Annotated in this window: 17 protein-coding genes; 8 read left to right on the forward strand and 9 right to left on the reverse strand. The window is 73.6% G+C overall.

Annotated elements, in window-relative coordinates:
- Nucleotides 1-42 precede the first annotated feature (42 nt).
- The 5 genes from hpnE to dxs all read right to left on the reverse strand — a co-directional run bounded on the left by hpnE (nt 43) and on the right by dxs (nt 6,224).
- Nucleotides 43-1,317: a hydroxysqualene dehydroxylase HpnE gene (hpnE, locus tag M446_RS30725; protein ID WP_012335990.1), complete on the reverse strand. Its 1,275-nt coding sequence runs from the start codon at nt 1,315-1,317 to the stop codon at nt 43-45.
- On the reverse strand, nt 1,317-2,171 hold the full coding sequence (hpnD, locus tag M446_RS30730) for a presqualene diphosphate synthase HpnD (protein WP_012335991.1): 855 nt from the start codon (nt 2,169-2,171) through the stop codon (nt 1,317-1,319). Before hpnD ends, hpnE begins: the two co-directional genes overlap by 1 nt.
- Nucleotides 2,168-3,052: a squalene synthase HpnC gene (hpnC, locus tag M446_RS30735; RefSeq protein WP_012335992.1), complete on the reverse strand. Its 885-nt coding sequence runs from the start codon at nt 3,050-3,052 to the stop codon at nt 2,168-2,170. Before hpnC ends, hpnD begins: the two co-directional genes overlap by 4 nt.
- Nucleotides 3,049-4,086, reverse strand: coding sequence for a hopanoid-associated sugar epimerase (gene hpnA, locus M446_RS30740; RefSeq protein WP_012335993.1), 1,038 nt, complete (start codon nt 4,084-4,086; stop codon nt 3,049-3,051). Before hpnA ends, hpnC begins: the two co-directional genes overlap by 4 nt.
- 173 nt (nt 4,087-4,259) lie before the next feature.
- Nucleotides 4,260-6,224, reverse strand: a complete 1,965-nt coding sequence (gene dxs, locus M446_RS30745) for a 1-deoxy-D-xylulose-5-phosphate synthase (RefSeq protein ID WP_012335994.1) — start codon at nt 6,222-6,224, stop codon at nt 4,260-4,262.
- A gap of 365 nt (nt 6,225-6,589) precedes the next feature.
- Between dxs and M446_RS30750 the strand changes: the two genes are divergently transcribed.
- From M446_RS30750 to ettA, 4 genes are all read left to right on the forward strand, one after another.
- On the forward strand, nt 6,590-6,820 hold the full coding sequence (locus M446_RS30750; protein ID WP_265576470.1) for a hypothetical protein: 231 nt from the start codon (nt 6,590-6,592) through the stop codon (nt 6,818-6,820).
- Between the two features lie 28 nt (nt 6,821-6,848).
- A complete protein-coding gene (locus tag M446_RS30755; protein WP_018263449.1) occupies nt 6,849-7,730 on the forward strand; it encodes a DNA/RNA non-specific endonuclease in 882 nt (293 codons plus the stop codon).
- A 12-nt stretch (nt 7,731-7,742) separates the two neighbouring features.
- The gene (locus M446_RS30760; RefSeq protein WP_012335997.1) at nt 7,743-8,006 is read left to right on the forward strand and encodes a hypothetical protein; all 264 of its coding nucleotides are present in this window, start codon (nt 7,743-7,745) and stop codon (nt 8,004-8,006) included.
- 207 nt (nt 8,007-8,213) lie between these two features.
- Nucleotides 8,214-9,866 (forward strand): energy-dependent translational throttle protein EttA, encoded by a 1,653-nt coding sequence (gene ettA, locus M446_RS30765; protein ID WP_012335998.1) that lies wholly within the window; start codon nt 8,214-8,216, stop codon nt 9,864-9,866.
- A gap of 76 nt (nt 9,867-9,942) precedes the next feature.
- Here ettA and M446_RS30770 read toward each other — a convergent pair whose 3' ends face one another.
- On the reverse strand, nt 9,943-11,112 hold the full coding sequence (locus tag M446_RS30770; RefSeq protein ID WP_012335999.1) for a polysaccharide biosynthesis/export family protein: 1,170 nt from the start codon (nt 11,110-11,112) through the stop codon (nt 9,943-9,945).
- Nucleotides 11,113-11,369: 257 nt separating this feature from the next.
- Here M446_RS30770 and M446_RS30775 point away from each other — a divergent pair, with 257 nt between their 5' ends.
- Nucleotides 11,370-12,635: an alpha/beta hydrolase gene (locus tag M446_RS30775; RefSeq protein WP_012336000.1), complete on the forward strand. Its 1,266-nt coding sequence runs from the start codon at nt 11,370-11,372 to the stop codon at nt 12,633-12,635.
- A gap of 1 nt (nt 12,636) precedes the next feature.
- Complete coding sequence (locus M446_RS30780; protein ID WP_012336001.1) at nt 12,637-13,452, forward strand: Cof-type HAD-IIB family hydrolase; 816 nt, start codon at nt 12,637-12,639, stop codon at nt 13,450-13,452.
- A 41-nt stretch (nt 13,453-13,493) separates the two neighbouring features.
- Here M446_RS30780 and M446_RS30785 read toward each other — a convergent pair whose 3' ends face one another.
- A complete protein-coding gene (locus M446_RS30785; RefSeq protein WP_012336002.1) occupies nt 13,494-14,072 on the reverse strand; it encodes a tyrosine phosphatase family protein in 579 nt (192 codons plus the stop codon).
- Between the two features lie 213 nt (nt 14,073-14,285).
- On the opposite strand from M446_RS30785, the gene M446_RS30790 reads away from it, so the two are divergent.
- Nucleotides 14,286-15,365 (forward strand): TRAP transporter substrate-binding protein, encoded by a 1,080-nt coding sequence (locus tag M446_RS30790; protein ID WP_012336003.1) that lies wholly within the window; start codon nt 14,286-14,288, stop codon nt 15,363-15,365.
- Between the two features lie 3 nt (nt 15,366-15,368).
- Here M446_RS30790 and M446_RS30795 read toward each other — a convergent pair whose 3' ends face one another.
- Nucleotides 15,369-15,557 carry a hypothetical protein gene (locus M446_RS30795; protein ID WP_012336004.1) on the reverse strand — a complete coding sequence of 63 codons (189 nt, stop codon included), beginning with the start codon at nt 15,555-15,557 and terminating at the stop codon, nt 15,369-15,371.
- 321 nt (nt 15,558-15,878) lie between these two features.
- Between M446_RS30795 and M446_RS30800 the strand changes: the two genes are divergently transcribed.
- Complete coding sequence (locus tag M446_RS30800; protein ID WP_012336005.1) at nt 15,879-17,276, forward strand: deoxyribodipyrimidine photo-lyase; 1,398 nt, start codon at nt 15,879-15,881, stop codon at nt 17,274-17,276.
- Between the two features lie 217 nt (nt 17,277-17,493).
- Here M446_RS30800 and M446_RS30805 read toward each other — a convergent pair whose 3' ends face one another.
- A complete protein-coding gene (locus tag M446_RS30805) occupies nt 17,494-17,754 on the reverse strand; it encodes a DUF2934 domain-containing protein (RefSeq protein ID WP_012336006.1) in 261 nt (86 codons plus the stop codon).
- Between the last annotated feature and the right edge of the window lie 48 nt (nt 17,755-17,802).

Raw genomic sequence — 17,802 nt, forward strand, 5'->3', positions numbered from 1 at the left:
CGCCGCCTATGCTCAAGCTGTTCCGACGCGGCGCGGCCCTCGTCAAGCCGCTCCGCGCAGAGCTGATCGTTCCTGTGTGAAAAGGGCCGCGGCCGTGGCGCCGGAGCGGATCGCGCCCTCGATGGTCGAGGGCAGCCCCGTCGCGGTCCAATCTCCCGCAAGGGCGAGGTTGGCGAGGTGCGTCCGCGCACCTGGGCGCCGTGCCGCCTGCGCGGGCGTGGCCGCGAAGGTGGCCCGCTTCTCCTTGACGACCTGCCAGCGGGGCAGGGCCGCGCCGGCCTGGCCGGTGAGGCGCGCGACCTCGGCCCAAATCCGCTCGGCGAGATCCTCGCGCGGGGTCTCGAGCAGGCGGTCGGCGCCGCTGATCGTCACCGAGAGCCGGTCCGGATAGGCGAAGAGCCACTCGGTCAGGCCGCCGATCACCCCGAGCAGGAGCGGCGAACCCGGGGGCGGCGCCACCGCGAAATGCGCGTTGACGATGGCGCGGTGCTCCTGCGGGGCGTCGAGGCCGGGCAGCAGGTCGGTCGCCACCCAGGCCGGCAGCGCCATCACGGCGCCGTCCTCCGGCCCCAGCGCCTCGGCGCCGTCCGCGAAGGCGAGGGCGGCGACCCGGTCCCCGGCGATCTCGAGGGCGCGCAGGCGCCGGCCGAAGCGGATCTCGGCGCCCGCGCGCTCCAGGAAGCGCAGGGCCGGCTCCACGAAGGCCGCCGACAGGCCCTCGATCGCCACCAGGGGCCGGCAGGCCCGGCCGCCCGCCCCGAGCGTCTCGCGCAGGATCGCGGCGGCGAGCGCGGCGTCGCTCTCGCGCGGGTCGGTGTTGAGGGCCGCGAGCAGCACCGGATGCCAGAGCCGCTCCCAGAGCAGCCCCTCGCAGGCCATGCTCTCCCCGATCGTGCGGGGATGGCCCGCCCGCATGAGGCCGATCGGCGCGAGGTAGTCCCGCGCGCGGCTGCCCGGCACGCGGCGGCTCGCGTCGAGCACCCACCAGGGCAGGCGGCCGGCATTGGGCCGCAGGGTCCAGCGCTCGCCGGTGGCGAGGTCCGCGAACGGGAAGGCGGCCTCGTCCGGGCCGGTCAGCGCCCCGGCCGGAGCCCCGACCGCGCGCAGGAAGGCGAGGGCGTCGCGGTTGCCCGACAGGAGCAGGTGGTTGCCGTTGTCGATGGTCAGCCCGAGGGCCGGATCGTGGTAGGAGCGGCAGCGCCCGCCGGCCTGCTTGGCGGCCTCGTGCAGGACGACGGGCCGGCCGGCCTGGACCAGCCGCACGGCCGCCGAGAGGCCGGCGAGCCCGGCGCCGAGGACGTGGACGCGGCCGGCCATCACAGGATCCCGTGGCGCAGGAGGACGCCGACCAGCGCGAGCTTGCCGGGCTTCACCCGGGGGCGGGGCGCCGCCCAGCCGCGCGCCCTCAGCCCGTCGAGGATGAGGTGGTAGGCCGCCGCCATGATCCGCGGCGCCTTGGTGGCCCGGCGCGGCGAGGCCGCGATGATGCGCCAGGAGGCCCGGTAATGGGCCTCGGCCTCGGCGGCGAGCGCCTCGCAGACCTCCCCGAGCCGGGGGTGGCGCAGGGCCGCCTCCGGCGTCGGCCGGGGAAGGCCGATGGCGGCGAGGCGCTCGCGCGGCAGGTAGAGCCGCCCGCGCTCCGCGTCCTCGTCGACGTCGCGCAGGATGTTGGTCAGCTGCAGGGCGCGGCCGAGATGGTGGGCGAGGTCGCGGCCCGGCCCCTCGGCGAGGCCGAAGATCCGCACCGAGAGCCGCCCGACCGCGCTCGCGACCCGGTCGCAGTAGAGGTCGAGCACGGCCTCGTCCGGCGCCACGATGTCGGCCTCGGCATCCATCGCCATGCCGTCGATGACGGCCTGGAAATCCTCGCGGCGCAGGCCGAACTGCCCCACCGGCCCGGCGAGCGCGGCGGTGCGCGCCACCGGGCGCCCGGCATAGAGCGCGTCGATGTCGGCCCGCCAGCGGTCGAGCTCGGCCGCGCGCTGCTCGCGCGGGCCGCCGTCGTCGGCCACGTCGTCGACCGCCCGGCAGAAGGCGTAGACCGCGTACATCGCGTCGCGCTGCGCCGCCGGGAGCAGGCGCATCGCCGCGTAGAAGGACGATCCCGCGGCGGGGAGGGCCGGGGCGTCCGGCGCCGGCGGGGCAGGGGCGGGGGAGGCGATGGCGGTCACGGGCGGGCTCCCCGGACGGAGGGGGCGAGGTGCCGCCGGAAGGGCCGGCGGGCGAGGGCGGTGCCGGCCGCCCCGAGGGCGATCAGCGCGAAGGCGGCCTTGCCGTGATGGACGCGCTGGCTCAGCGGGTCGCGGGCCGTGAGGCCGCGGGCCAGCATCACGGCGAGGCGGTGGATGGCGGCGATCTCCATCGCCAGCCGGGTGTCCTCGATCAGGTCGGGCAGGGCCCGTCCCTCGTGCAGGAGGTCGAGGCAGCGGTGGGCCAGCGTGCCGATCACCGCCCGCAGGCCCGGCGAGGCCCGCGGCGCGCCGAGGTCGCCCGCCGCGACCCCGTGCGTCGCCATCAGGTCCTCCGGCAGGTAGACCCGGTCGAGCTGCGAGAAGTCCTTCCCGCAATCCTGCAGGTGGTTGATGATCTGCAGCGCCGCGCAGATCGCGTCCGAGGCCGCCCAGGTCGCGGCCGGATCCTCGCCGTGCACGTCGAGGACGAAGCGGCCGACCGGCATCGCCGAGTAGCGGCAATAGTGCATCAGCTCGTCGAAGCTGGCGTAGCGCGACTTGCGCGCGTCCATCCGGAAGGCGTCGAGCAAGTCGAGGGCGTGGCGCGGGGAGAGGCCGCGCTCGGCCAGCGCCGCGCGCAGGGGCGCGGCCTCGGGATCGTCCGGGCCGGTGCCGGTCAGCGCCGCCGCGAGCCCGTCGAGGAGCGCCACCTTGCGGGACGGGTCGAGGCCCGCATTGTCGGCGACGTCGTCGCCCGCGCGCACGAAATCGTAGAAGGCCAGGATCGGCCGCCGGTGGCGCGGATGGATCAGGTGCGACGCGACCGGAAAGTTCTCGTCGCGGTGCGACTTGCCGGAGCGCGCCTCGGTCGCGGTGGTCATCGGACGTATCCTGCCTGGCGGAACCACGCGACGGCGTCCTCCAGCCCCTGCCGGTAGGGCCGCGCGGCGTAGCCGAGTTCGGCCCGGGCCTTGGCGTCGGAGAAGAACATCCGGTAACGCGACATCCGGATCCCGTCGAGGGTGGCGAGCGGCGCCTTGCCGGTGAAGCGGGCGGCGAGTTCGGAGACGAGGGCGACCGGGTAGACCGCCGCCCGCGGCAGCCGGATGGTCGGGGGCCTGCGCCCGACGAGGCCCGCGATGTCGGCGAGCATCCGCGACAGGAGCACGTTCTCGCCTCCCAGGATGTAGCGCTCGCCGATGCGGCCGCGGCGCAGGGCCAGGAGGTGACCCGCCGCCACGTCGTCCACGTGGGCGAGGTTGAGGCCCGTATCGACGAAGGCCGGCATCCGGCCGTTGGCGGCCTCCACGATGATGCGGCCGGTCGGCGTCGGCTTGACGTCGCGGGGGCCGATCGGCGTCGAGGGATTGACGATCACGGCGGGGAGCCCGTCCCGGGCCACCATCTCGTCGACCACGCGCTCGGCCACGACCTTGCTGCGCTTGTAGGCGCCGATCGCGGTCTCGGGCGTCAGCGGGCGCCGCTCGTCGGCGGGCGTGCCGTCGTCGTGCGGTTTGATCGTCGCCACGCTCGACGTGTAGACGACCCGCTCGACGCCCGCGTCGAGGGCGGCCCGCATCAGCACGCGGGTGCCGTCGCGGTTCGTGCGCACGATCTCCTCCGGGTCCGGCGCCCAGAGGCGGTAATCGGCCGCGGCGTGCACGAGGTAGCGCATGCCCCGCAGGGCGGCGGCGGCGGCGGCCGGGTCGCGCATGTCGCCCTCGGCCACCTCGACGTCGCTCCAGGTCAGGTTGGTGCGCGGGCTCGTCGCCCGCACCAGGATGCGGACCGGGAAGCCGGCGGCGCGGAACACGTCGACCAGCGCCGGTCCGAGAAAGCCGCTCGCGCCGGTGATCAGCACCGGGCCGACCTCCGGCCGGGCTTCAGACAGGGTGCGGTCCGAGGCCTCGATCATGCTCACGTCACTGTCCAGAGAGGCTGCCGCCCGAACCGGCGGCAGGACACCGCCGCGCCGGGCGGCGCACCGCAGGCTGCGGGGGCCAAAGGCCCGCCGCTTCTGCCATTTCGGGGCCCGCCCGACAAGCGCGGGAGGACCGCAGCGTTAACTTCCGCCGCCCAGGACCCGGGTCAGACCCGGCGCAGGCGCGCGCGCTCCCGGCGCACGTCCGGGAGCGCGTGCTCGACGGCTCGGACGATGGCGGGAGCGTCGAGGCCGGCCTGGGCGTACATGCGCTCGGGCGTGTCGTGGTCCTGGTAGCTGTCCGGCAGGGTCAGCGTGCGCACCCGCACCGTCCCGGCATCCAGCGCCCCGCGCCCCGCGAGCAGGTGCAGCACCATCGCGCCGAAGCCCCCGGTCGAGCCCTCCTCCACCGTCACCAGCACCTCGTGGCTGCCCGCAAGATCCAGCAGCAGCCCCTCGTCCAGCGGCTTGGCAAAGCGCGCATCCGCCACCGTCACCCCGATCCCGCGCTCCTCCAGCTGCTCGGCCGCCTTCAGCGCCTCCGCCAGGCGCGTCCCCAGGCTCACCAGCGCCACCCGCGCCCCCTCCGGGCGCCGGATCACCCGGCCGCGGCCCAGCGCCAGAACCTCGCCCTTCTCGGGCAGGTCCACCCCCACCCCCTCGCCCCGCGGGTAGCGGAAGGCGATCGGGCCGGCATCGTGCGCGTGGGCGGTCGCCACCATGTGCACCAGCTCCGCCTCGTCGGCGGCCGCCATCACCACCATGTTGGGCAGGCAGCACAGGTAGGCCAGGTCGAAGGCCCCCGCATGCGTCGCCCCGTCCGCCCCGACCAGGCCGGCCCGGTCGAGCGCGAAGCGCACCGGCAGGTTCTGCAGCGCCACGTCGTGCACGACCTGGTCGTAGGCCCGCTGCAGGAAGGTCGAGTAGATCGCGCAGAACGGCCGGTAGCCCTCCGCCGCCAGCCCGGCCGCGAAGGTCACGGCGTGCTGCTCGGCGATGCCGACGTCGAAGGTGCGCCCCGGATGGGCCTTGGCGAACAGGTCGACCCCGGTGCCGGAGGGCATCGCGGCGGTGATCGCCACCACCTTGTCGTCGGCGTCCGCCGCCTTGACCAGGCTCTCGCCGAACACCCGGGTGTAGGTCGGGGCGTTGGCCTTGGCCTTGACCTGCTGGCCGGAGACGACGTCGAACTTGACCACGGCGTGGCCGCGGTCGGCGGCGGCCTCGGCGGGGGCGTAGCCCTTGCCCTTCTGGGTGACGACGTGGACCAGGACCGGCCCCTCGGGCGCGTCGCGGACGTTCTTGAGGATGGGCAGCAGGTGGTCGAGGTTGTGGCCGTCGATCGGGCCGACGTAGTGGAAGCCGAGCTCCTCGAACATGGTGCCGCCGCCCGCCAGGATGCCGCGGGCGTATTCCTCGGCGCGCACGGCGGTGTCGTAGAGGGCCTTGGGCAGCAGGCGGCCGAACTGGCGGGCGGTGTCGCGCAGGGAGCGGTAGGTGTCGCCGGAGACCAGGCGGGCGAGGTAGGCCGACATGGCGCCGACCGGGGGCGCGATGGACATGTCGTTGTCGTTGAGGATGACGACGAGGCGGGAGCGCAGGGCGCCGGCGTTGTTCATGGCCTCGTAGGCCATGCCGGCGGAGATGGATCCGTCGCCGATGACCGCCACGACGTTGCGGCGCTCGGGGGTCTCGCCGCGGGCGCGGGCGGCGGCCTCGGCGAGGTCGCGGGCGACGGCCATGCCGAGGCCGGCGGAGATGGAGGTGGAGGAGTGGGCGGCGCCGAAGGGATCGTAGGGGCTCTCGGCGCGCTTGGTGAAGCCGGAGAGGCCGCCGCCCTGGCGCAGGGTGCGGATGCGGTCGCGCCGGCCGGTGAGGATCTTGTGCGGGTAGGCCTGGTGGCCGACGTCCCAGATCAGGCGGTCGTCGGGAGTGTGGAAGACGTAGTGCAGGGCGACCGTGAGTTCGACCACGCCCAGCCCCGCGCCGAGATGGCCGCCGGTGACCGAGACCGCGTCGATGGTCTCGGCGCGCAGTTCCGCGGCGAGCTGCGCCAGGTCGCTCTCCGGCAGGGCGCGAAGCTCCGACGGATCACGGACGCGATCGAGGAGGGGAAGAACCAGTGCTGACAAGATCGTACACCCGTGGTTGAAGCGGCCAGGCTCGGCCCGGCGAGGCATATGCGGTGAAGTTCAGCGTCGTCCGCTGCGGGGTGCTGGCCCTGCATCGGGACACTTTGCGATCGGGACAGAACCGGGGTGCCATTGCGGTGCCATGATCATCCCGGCCGTGGCGGTGTGGTTTGTAACAAGTCCGAACAACATTCTGAACCCCCACCGCGTCAGGAAGGGATCCGCCCCTCCGGAGGGCCGTCCCGCCCGGTGTCCGCCCGGCCGGACAGCCGCCCGGCGGGGCGGCCGTCCGGCGGGACAGCCGTCCCGCCCTGGGGTAGAACGGGCCGGGCCGCGTGGCGCGGCCAGCCGGACGGGGCGGAGCGATGCGAGCGGTGGCGAGCGCCTGGTTTCTGGCGGGCGGGGTGCTGGGGGCGCAGGCCGCGGACGCGTCCCGGCCGGCGCTGCCGCCGCCGAACGCCCCGGCCTACGCCCCCGGCGGCACCCAATGCGACCTCTTCCTGCACTGCGCCTGGAATCCCCTCTACCGCCCCCCCTGCGGGTGGCGTTGGCGCCCGACGCCCGAGGGGCCGCGGCGGGTGCGGGTCTGTTTCTGAGATGGGCGGGTCTGTTTCTGAGATGGGGATGCGGTCCGGCCCGCGGCGCCTCCTGCCGGCGCTTCTCCTTGTCGCGGGGCCCGCCCTCGCGGAGGAGTGTCCCCAGCACTTCGCGGACGGGCAGCCGCCCGCCCTGACCAACCCGCGGCTCGCTGCGGGCGCGACGCTCCTGTGCTTCCGCGCCTTCGCGGTGCTGCATTCGAGCCTCTCGCGCACGCCGCTCTACGCGGCCGAGCATCTCGACCGGGCGCGCGTGGAGGCGGCGCGCCGGCTCGACCGGGTCGATTCCTTCCACGAGGAGGCGCGCCTCCCGGCGGCCGAGCGGGCCGACCTGTCGGACTACGTCGGCAGCGGCTTCGACCGCGGCCACATGGCGCCCTCGGGCGACATGCCGGACCCGGCCGCGATGGCGGAATCCTTCAGCCTGGCCAACATGGTGCCGCAGAACTCCGACCTGAATCGCGGGCTCTGGGCCGGGATCGAGAGCGCGGTGCGCAATCTCGCGGCGGAGCGGGGCGACCTCTACGTGGTGACCGGCCCGACCTTCGAGGGCGGCAACGTCCAGGCGCTGAAGGGCCGGGTGCTGGTGCCGACCCGGCTGTTCAAGGCGGTCTACGACCCGCGCCGGGGCGAGGCGGGGATCTACCTCGCGCGCAACGCCGAGAATGCCGGCTACGAGACGGTCTCGCCCGCGCAGCTCGCCGCGATCGCCGGCATCGTGGTCTTCCCGGGCCTGCCGGAGGCGGCCCGGGCCCGCGCGATGCGGCTGCCCGAGCCCCGGCGCGACGAGGTCTCCGGCGGCCACCGCCCGCGCGGGAGGCCGGAACCCTCCTTCGTCGACTGGCTCGCCCACGAGCTGACCCGGATGGCCAAGCGGGCGCTCCGCGAGGCGATCCGCTCGCTGTTCTGAGGAGCCCCGCCCATGGCGTCCTGCCCGCTCATCCCCTTCTCCGACGACGCCACCGTCCAGACGCTCGGCGCGTTCACGGTCGAGAACGGCACCGAGCGGATCGTCCTGCACGGCTCCCTGGAACTCGCCCGCGACCGGCTGAGCCTGGAGCGGGCGCGGACGCTCCGGGCGATCCTGGAGGGGGTGGTGACGGCGCTGGAGGCGCAGGCCCACCTACCCGAGGAGGCGCCGCGGCCGCAGCCGCGCACCGAGAGCGTGCGCAACCCGTTCGGGTAGCCCCTTCCGGGGGGCCGCGATCCGATCCCGCGCGGGGGGATCCCGGCGCGGTCGGGCCTCCCGACCCCCGCCTTGCACACCCCCCGGCCGCCCTGCTATCGCGGAGGCGACCCCTTATCCTCGCGCGGACCTTCGCGCCGGCGCCCGCGACGGTCGGCCCGGCGCGCCGGCTTTGCGGGACCGCGCCGCTCGACCGAAGGAACTCCGATGGCCCGTGAATTCATCTACCACATGCGGGGTCTGACCAAGACCTACTCGGGCGGCAAGAAGGTGCTCGACAACGTGCACCTCTCCTTCTACCCGGACGCCAAGATCGGCGTGCTCGGTGTCAACGGCGCCGGCAAGTCGACCCTGCTGCGCATCATGGCCGGCATCGACAAGGATTTCACCGGCGACGGCTTCGTCGCGGAGGGCGCCCGGGTCGGCTACCTGCCCCAGGAGCCCCAGCTCGACACCAGCAAGACCGTGCGCGAGAACGTCATGGAGGGCGTGGCCGAGAGCCAGGCCATCCTCGACCGCTACAACGAACTCGCGATGAACTATTCCGAGGAGACGGCGGACGAGATGACCCGCCTGCAGGACGAGATCGAGGCCAAGGGCCTGTGGGATCTCGATTCCAAGGTCGACCAGGCCATGGACGCCCTGCGCTGCCCCGGCGACGAGGTCGCGGTCGCCACCCTCTCGGGCGGCGAGCGCCGCCGCGTCGCCCTCTGCCGGCTCCTGCTCTGGCAGCCCGAATTGCTGCTCCTCGACGAGCCGACCAACCACCTCGACGCCGAGACCGTGGCCTGGCTCGAAGGCCACCTGCGCACCTATCCGGGCGCGATCCTGATCGTCACCCACGACCGCTACTTCCTCGACAACGTCACGGGCTGGATCCTGGAGCTCGACCGCGGCCGCGGCATCCCCTACGAGGGCAATTACTCGTCCTGGCTCGTCCAGAAGCAGAAGCGCCTCGCCCAGGAGGGCCGCGAGGAGGAGGCGCGCCAGCGCACCCTCGAGCGCGAGCAGCAATGGGTCGCGGCCTCGCCGAAGGCCCGGCAGGCCAAGTCCAAGGCCCGCATCGCCCGCTACGAGGAGCTCGTGGCGAAGTCGCAGGAGAAGGGCCCCTCGACCGCCCAGATCGTCATCCCGATTGCCGAGCGCCTCGGCAACAACGTCATCGAGTTCGACGGGCTCGGCAAGGCCTTCGGCGACCGGCTGCTGATCGACGATCTCAGCTTCAAGCTGCCGCCGGGCGGCATCGTCGGCGTTATCGGGCCGAACGGGGCCGGCAAGACCACCCTGTTCCGCATGATCACCGGCCAGGAGACCCCCGACAAGGGCACCATCACGGTCGGCGAGAGCGTCAAGCTCGGCTACGTCGACCAGTCGCGCGACACCCTCAACCCCGACGCCACGGTCTGGCAGGAGATCTCGGGCGGGAACGACATCCTCTATCTCGGCAAGCGCGAGATCAACAGCCGGGCCTATTGCGGCGCCTTCAACTTCAAGGGCTCGGACCAGCAGAAGAAGGTCGGCGTCCTGTCGGGCGGCGAGCGCAACCGGGTCCACCTCGCCAAGATCCTGAAGAGCGGCGCGAACGTGCTGCTGCTCGACGAGCCGACCAACGACCTCGACGTCGACACCCTGCGGGCGCTGGAGGAGGCGCTGGAGGATTACGCCGGCTGCGCGGTCATCATCAGCCACGACCGCTGGTTCCTCGACCGCATCGCCACCCACATCCTCGCCTTCGAGGGCGACAGCCACGTCGAGTGGTTCGAGGGCAATTTCGCGGATTACGAGGAGGACAAGAAGCGCCGGCTCGGGGTCGATTCCACCATCCCGCACCGCATCAAGTACAAGAAGTTCACCCGCTGAGGCGGCGGGGAGCCGGCACCGGCTCCCCCCTCCGCCGCCGGGACCACGAGGAAGGGCCCCCCGCGGGCCCCTCGCCTCATCGCGTCGTCTGGTAGAGCGAGGCGCCGGCCGAGACCGGCGCGGTGACGGTGGAGAAGACGCTCAGCACCTTCTGCACCTCGGTGAAGGGCGCGTTCGAGACGTAGAGCATGTCGCGGTTGCGCATCCGGAAGGCCTGGGTGACGAACAGGCTGTTGGGATCGCGCATGTTGACCCGGTAGACCACCGGCACCTGCGGGCTGGCGAGGAGCGGGCTGCGCGGGCGCAGGCGGCGCACCACCGAGGCCGGCTCGAAGCGGAACACGAACACGCCCTGCGCGTCGGCCTGGAAGTCGCGCAGGCCCCCGGCCTTGGCGATGGCCTGGGCCAGGGTGATGCCCTCGGCCTGGAACGGGATCTCGTAGTTCACGCCCGTGGCCCCGGTGGCCAGGAAGGTCTGGGGGTCGCGCACGAGGGTGAGGGTGTCGCCCGGGCGCAGGTAGATGTTCTCGCGCGGGTTCGAGACCACCGCGGTCAGCGGCACGGTGGCGGTGGTCTGGCCCCGCGAGAGGCGCACGAAGGTCTCGCTCACCGCCGCGCGCACGCCGCCCGCCGAGGCGATCACGTCGAGGAGCCGGTCGCCCTTGGTCGAGAGGGGGATGCGGGCGCCCGCCGTGACCTCGCCGGTCACCGTCACCACGGTGCTGGCGGGCTGCGTCACCGTGACGATCACCTGCGGCTCGATCGCCTTGCCGGCGAGTTCCTGCTCGATCTGCCCCTGCACGTCCTGGACGCGCTTGCCCGCGACCTGGATCCGGCCCGCGTAGGGCACCGTGATGGTGCCGTCGCGGGTGACGACCTGCGGCGGGATGGTGGCGGATTTCGAGCCCGCCGAGAACCGGTCCGCCACCAGGGCGCCGGAGAACAGGCCGCCGGTGCTCGCCTCCCAGATCGTCACCGTGACGGCGTCGCCGATCCCGATCACCGGCTCGACCGAGGGGCGGCGGTCGCCGAACGAGGCGAGCAGGCTGTCGAGGGGCCGCCCGCGCAGGGCCTCCACCGTCGACGCGTCGACGTCGATGATCTCGTAGCGGGCGAACAGGCCCTGGTCGGTGGCGATGTCCGCGCCCTCGGCGACGGCGCTGCCGGTCGGTCCGGAGGCGGGCAGGAAGCTGCTGCAGCCGGAGACGGCGAGCGCGGCGCAGAGAGCGATCGGGAGGGGGCGCATCCGTTCGTGGCTCGTCCTTGTCCGCGTGAGCTTGGCTCCTACTCCAAGCGGCGGGGGCTGTCCGTGGCCGCCGTGTCACACTGGGTCGGGCAGGGGGGAGGCTCCCCGCACTCCCCGTATCGCACAGGGCCGCCCGCGTGCCGGAACACGATCTTGACGGCCCGCCGGGTCGCGCCGCCGGTTGGACCCGCCCGCCCGGAGGGGCTAAGACCCCGGCCTCGCGGCGCGGTCGAGGAGCGCATGCGGTCGAGGGGCGCATGACTGGAACGATCGGCTACACGCCGCCCGATTTCCCCCAGGGGCCGGGCGGCCCGGTGCGGCGGCGGCAGGTCTTCTACCTGCCGGGCTACGACCCGGAATCTCATAAGCGCTACCGGGCGCTCTTCGTGCGCGAACTCTCCCGCTACGGCCGGCGCTTCGACCTGCCGCGCCGCCGGGTCTCGCCGGCGCGCGCGAGCCCGGACGGGCTCGTCCAGGCCTGGACCGTCGAGGCCGGCCGGGCGACCTGGGAGACCCGCATCGACTACGAGGTGCTGCTCTGGGACGACCTCGTCCGGCAGGATTTCCGCCGGCCGCTGCCGCTCTCGATGCTGCTGCTCACCGTCGGCATCCTGCACGCCCTCGCGACCGGGAAGTTGTTCCGCCTCTACGCGCTGAACTGGAAATACGGGAACGTCATCCTGTACCCCTTCGTGATGACGGTGCTGCTCGTGGTCCTGGGCGTGTTCCTCGGGCTGGGGCTCGGGGCGGGGCTGGAGCGCGGCGGGACGGGGCTGCCGGCCCTGGCGAGCGTCGGGTTCGGGCTCCTCGGCGGAGTGGGGGCGGTGATCCTGGCGACGCCTCTCCTCGACCGGATCTTCCTGCGCCAGCTCATCAACGACTGGGTCTTCAACTGGCAGCACAGCAACGGCTGGCGGCCCGACTACGAGGCGCGGCTGTCCGCCCTCGCCGACCACGTGGCGGCGCGGATCGCCGAGACGCCGGCCGACGAGGTGATGCTGGTCGGGCATTCCTCGGGCGCGCTGACCGCGGTCGAACTCGCCGCGCGGCTGCTGGCGCGGACGGGCCGGCGGGACCTCTCCCTCGTCACCCTGGGGGCGGGGCTGCCGCTGGTGGCGGTCAACCCGCGGGCGCGCCGGGTGCGGGCCGAGATCGCCGCGCTCGTCGAGAGCGAGCGGGTGGTCTGGGCGGATTTCCAGGCGCCGCAGGACTGGATGAACTTTCCGGGCTTCAATCCCGGCCGCGACCTCGCCCTGCCGCCGCGGCGGCGCACCGCGAACCCGGCGATCCGCTCGGCGCGGTTCAAGGACATCCTCAGCCCCGAGGTCTACGCCAAGATCAGCGCGCGGCCGTTCCGGATGCACTTCCAGTACCTGATGTCGAACGACCTGCCGGGGGAGTACGACTTCTTCGCCCTCGTGCTCGGGCCGCAGCGCCTGCGCGAGCGGGTGCTGGCGCCCGAGATCGTGCCGGCCCGCGCCGAGATCCCCGCCGAGCCGGATTCGGCCCATCGGGAGATCTGAGATGACGATCCGCCTCGTGGTGTCGGACGTGGACGGCACGCTGGTCGCCCCCGACAAGCGCCTGACGCCGGCCGCGGTGGCGGCGGTGGCGGCGCTGCGGGAACGGGGCATCGCCTTCACGGTGGCGTCGAGCCGCCCGCCGGTGGGGCTGCGGCCGCTCGCGGCGGCCCTCGGCCTCACCCTGCCGATGGGCGCCTTCAACGGCGCGACCGTGCTGGCGCCGGATTTCTCGGTCCTGTCGGAGGCGTTCGTGCCGGAGGCGGCGGCGCGGGCGGCCGCCTCCCGCTTCGCGGCCGCCCGCATCGACCTCTGGGTGTTCGCGGAGGGCGCGTGGCTGCTGCGCGACCCGCGCGCGCCCTACACGGACCTGGAGCGGCGCACCCTCGCGGCGCAGCCGCGGGTGGTGCCGGACCTCGCGCCCTTCCTGGCGCGGGCCGCCAAGCTCGTCGGGGTGAGCCGGGACGCGGCGGCGCTCGCCTCCTGCGAGGCGGCGCTCGCGGCGGAACTCGGCGGGTCGGCCTCGGTGCACCGCTCGCAGGCCTACTACCTCGACGTGACGCCCCCCGGCGCCGACAAGGGCCGCTTCGTGGCGCGGATCCGGGAGGAGCTGGGGCTCGCGCGCGAGGAGGTGGCGACCCTCGGCGACATGGCGAACGACGTGGCGATGTTCGCGCAGAGCGGCCTGCCGATCGCCATGGGGAACGCCGCCGAGGCCGTGAAGCGGGCGGCGCGGGAGGTCACGGCGGGCAACGACGCGGACGGGTTCGCGCGGGCGATCGCGCGGTTCGTGCTGCGTTCCCCCGCCTCGGGGGCGTGACGCCGGGGCCGGCGGCCGGTCCCCGCCGGCCGCGATCGCGGCTACCCCCTCAGCGCCGCGTCGACCTCCTGCCCGCGCCCCAATTCCCGCATCAGCCCGTCGAGATGCGGACGCACCTTGAGCTGCAGGGCGTGGAGCCGGCGCACCGCCTCCGAGAGCCGGCCGCGGCGGCCGAGGGCCTCGTCCGCGAAGGCGATCATGCGGGCGTTGGGCCACGCCTTCTCGCGCAACTCGTGCACGCGGGCCACCACCGCCGCCTCGTCGAGGTCCGGATGGGCCTGGGCCAGCAGCATCGTCATCGCGGCGGTCGAGCGCGAGATGCCGGCGTGGCAGTGGATCAGCAGGTGCCGGTCGCGCGGGCGCTCCCCGGCGAGGTCCTGCCCGAAGGCCAGGATCGCCGCCACGTGGTCGGGCTCCGGCAGCACCTGCCCTCGCGTCGGCGCGATGATGTCGTGGAAGCGCAGGGTGGTGCGGTGATGCGCGTCGTAGGTCCCGAACGCGTCCGGCTCCGGCCAGCCCGGATCCAGGATCGAGAGCACGTGCGTCACGCCCCGGGTCGCGTGGTGCCCCAGCTCTTCCAGGCCGCAGACGGTGTGGAGGGAGATCGGTTCGGGTGTCACGCCATCCCGCTAGCACAGGCGCGGGCCCGGTTCGAGCGCGTTCTTCCGCGTCCCCGGTGCGCCAGGCGGGGAACCGGGCTAAGCATCGGGCGCGCGAACGGCCGCCGCGACCGCGGCGACGCCGGCGCGGCGCGGACGATGCGCCCCGCGCCTCGGGACCGCAGCGGCGCTGGGGCGTTAGGGAGGCGGTGTGACACGGGCCGGGGAGTGGGCATGAAGCGTCGCGATCTGCTGACGGGGGGAGTCGGGCTCGCGGGGGCCGGATTCGCGGCGCCGGCCCTGGCGCAGGGGGCGCCCGACCTGCGCTGGCGCCTGCACTCGGCCTTCCCGCGCAGCCTCGATGCGCTCTACGGCGCCGCCGAACTCTTCGCCCGCGTCGTCGGCGAGGCCACGGACGGGCGCTTCCAGATCGAGGTCGCCCCCGCCCCCGGCGGCGAGGCCGGGCTCCTCGACGCGGTGGGGGCCGGCACGGTCGAGATGGGCTACGCGGCGGCCTCGTCCGATCCGGGCCGCGACCCCGTCTTCGCCCTCGCCACCGCGATGCCCTTCGGGCTCAACGCCCGCCAGCAGAGCGCCTGGATGCTCCAGGGCGGCGCCCTCGACCTGTTCAACGAGATCTTCGCCCGCCACAAGCTCTACGCCCTGCCGGGCGGCAATACCGGCGCCCAGATGGGCGGCTGGTTCCGCAAGGAGATCAAGAGCACCGCCGACCTGCAGGGGCTGCGCTTGCGCATCGGCGGGCTCGGCGCCCAGGTGCTGGCCAAGCTCGGCGTCGTGCCCCAGAGCCTGCCCGGTCCGGAGATCCTCGGCGCCCTCGAATCCAAGGCGATCGACGCCGCCGAGTGGATCGGCCCCTACGACGACGAGAAGCTCGGCCTCAACAAGGTGGCGCCCTTCTACTACTACCCGGGCTTCTGGGAGGGCGGGGCGATGCTGCACTTCTGGTTCGGTGCCCAGAAATGGAGCGAACTGCCCAAATCCTACAAGGCCATTGCCCAGATGGCGGCCGCCCAGGCCCATGCCGACCTGCAGGCGAAGTACGATGCCCGCAACATGGCGTCCCTGCGCCAGCTCCTGCGCGCCGGCACCCAGGTCAAGCCCTTCCCGCAGGACCTGATGGAGGCCGCGTTCAAGGCCGCCAACGAGATCTACGCCGACCTGTCGGCCAAGAACCCCGACTTCAAGCGGCTCTACGACTCGCTCAGGAGCTTCCGCAACGACGCCTATCTGTGGTTCCAGGTGGCCGAGTACACCTACGACAACTTCATGATCCGGGCGCGGGTGCGGGGCTGAGGGCTACTCGGCCGGCTCCTCGACCGGGCGCCCCGCCTTCTCGTCGCGGGTGAGGGCCTTCACCAGGCTCGGCACCGCCTGGAGGGCGCCGTCGAGGGTCTCGTCGGCGACGAACAGGCTCTTGATCTCCGGGCTGGTGATGCAGACGAGCCCGCTGCCGCTCTGCTCGATCCGAAGGGTGAAGTGCTGCATCTCGCCTCCGTCCGTGTCCGGCGCCGGCGATGCATGCGGCGGGCCAGGGCAGGGCGGCAACGCGGCCGCGCCCCGGCGGGTCGCACGGCGCAGAAAAAAGGCCGCACACGAGGTGCGGCCCAAGTCTAGGGAGGAAACGCCCAAGGAGGGCAGCGGGACCGCGACGCCATCGCGATCCCGCACTGCAACAAGATAGGATGCGCCGCCGCGAAGGCAAGCCGGCATTATTGGCAACGTTGCCGATTTTTGTCGCAGGGGCGGGCACTGGCCCGAACGGGCCGGCCGCTCCAGGTTGGCGCCGGGAATCGGGGAGGGGACGACATGGCGGGCGAGGGGCCGATCGAGGCGGCGCGGATCCGCGCGCTCAACCAGGCGCCGCCGCGGCAGGGGCGCTACGTGCTCTACCTGATGCAGCAGGCGATGCGCAGCCGCGACAACCCGGCCCTCGAACACGCGATCGACGAGGCGAACCGCCTCGGCCTGCCCGTGGTGGTGGGGTTCGGCCTCCTCGACGGCGGCCGGACCTTCCCGGAGGCGAATGCCCGCCACTACGCCTTCCTGCTGCAGGGGCTCGCCGCCGCCAGGGCCGGGGTGGAGCGGCGCGGCATCGCCTTCGTGCTGCGCCGCTCCACCCCGGCGGCGGCGGCCCTGGCGCTGGGCGCCGAGGCGGCCCTGGCGGTGCTCGACCGCGGCTACCTCACGGTGCAGAGGGCGTGGAGCGCCGAGATCGCCCGGGGCCTCGCCTGCCCGGTGGTGCAGGTCGAGGGCGACGTGGTGGTCCCGGTCGAGACCGCCTCGGACAAGCACGAATTCGCCGCCCGCACCCTGCGCCCGAAGCTGCAGCGGCTCTGGGACTCCTACCTCGCGCCCCTGCGCGCCCGCAGGGTGGCGCACGCGGCGGACGGGCTCGCCCTGGCGAGCGACCTCGACGTCTCGGACCCGGAGGCGGCGCTCGCCGCCCTGACCCTCGACCGCGCCGTGCGCCCGGTGCGGCGCTTCCGCGGCGGGGAGGACGAGGCGATGGCCCGGCTCGACGCCTACCTCGCCGGGCCCTTCGCGCAGTACGGCACGGTCCGCAACCGGCCCGAGGCGGGGGCGGCCTCGCACATGAGCCCCTACCTGCATTTCGGCCAGATCTCGCCGGTGGCGATCGCCCTGAAGGTGCGGGCGGCCGCGGCCGGCGGCCCGGAGGACAAGGCCTCCTACCTGGAGGAACTGATCGTCCGGCGCGAACTGGCGATGAACCACGTCCACTACCAGCCGGGCTACGACCGCTACGAGTCGGCCGTGCCGGACTGGGCGCGCAGGGCCCTGGCCGAGCACGCGGGCGACCGCCGCGACCCGCTCTACGACGAGGCCGCGCTGGAGGAGGGCCGCACCCACGACCGCCACTGGAACGCGGCGATGCGGGAGATGCGCGAGACCGGCTACATGCACAACCACCTGCGCATGTACTGGGGCAAGAAGATCCTCGAATGGTCCCCCTCGCCCGAGGAGGGGTTCCGGCGCACCCTGCGGCTCAACAACCGCTACTTCCTGGACGGGCGCGACCCGAATTCCTTCACCAACGTGGCCTGGATCTACGGCCTGCACGACCGGCCCTGGGGCCGGCGCCCGATCTTCGGCACCGTGCGCTATCTCGGCCCCAACACGCTGAGGAAGTTCGACGCCGCGGGCTACCTTCGCAGCGTCGAGGCGCTCTGCGCCGCGGAGGCGTGATCCGACATCCGGTTGATGGCTTCGCCATCTCCGATGTCGGCCATGCGGATGTCGGCGTCGCTCAGGCGCCGCGCGGGCTTTTGGCATACGCCATCCGGTTGATGGCTTCGCCATCTCCGATTTCGGCCATGCGGATGGCGGCTTCGCTCAAGCGCCGCGCGGGCTCGTCAGACGCTGTCCGGAATTGATCGTCCGGACAGCGGATGACCGGTCCGCCTCAGGGCGCGACGGTGCTCTCCCCGGCGGCGCGGCGGCGGCGCGGGGCGGCCTTCACGGCGGACGCGGCCTTGCTCGGCGCCTTGCCGGGCACCTTGGGGGCCGCCTTGGCCCGCGGCGTGCGGGCCGGCGCCGCCGGGGCCGCCTCGCGCAGCTCCCGCTCGGCGAGGTCCCAGTAATACGCGTCGCGGCCCATCGCGCGGCCGTCGCGCTCCCACAGCGCGTAGGCCCGCTCGCGGATCCTGTTTTCGACGTGATCCATGCTCAACTCCAGGATTGATCTGGTTCGACGATGGGTGGGGGTGGTTAA

It is taken from the genome of Methylobacterium sp. 4-46, assembly GCF_000019365.1.
Lineage (GTDB): Bacteria > Pseudomonadota > Alphaproteobacteria > Rhizobiales > Beijerinckiaceae > Methylobacterium.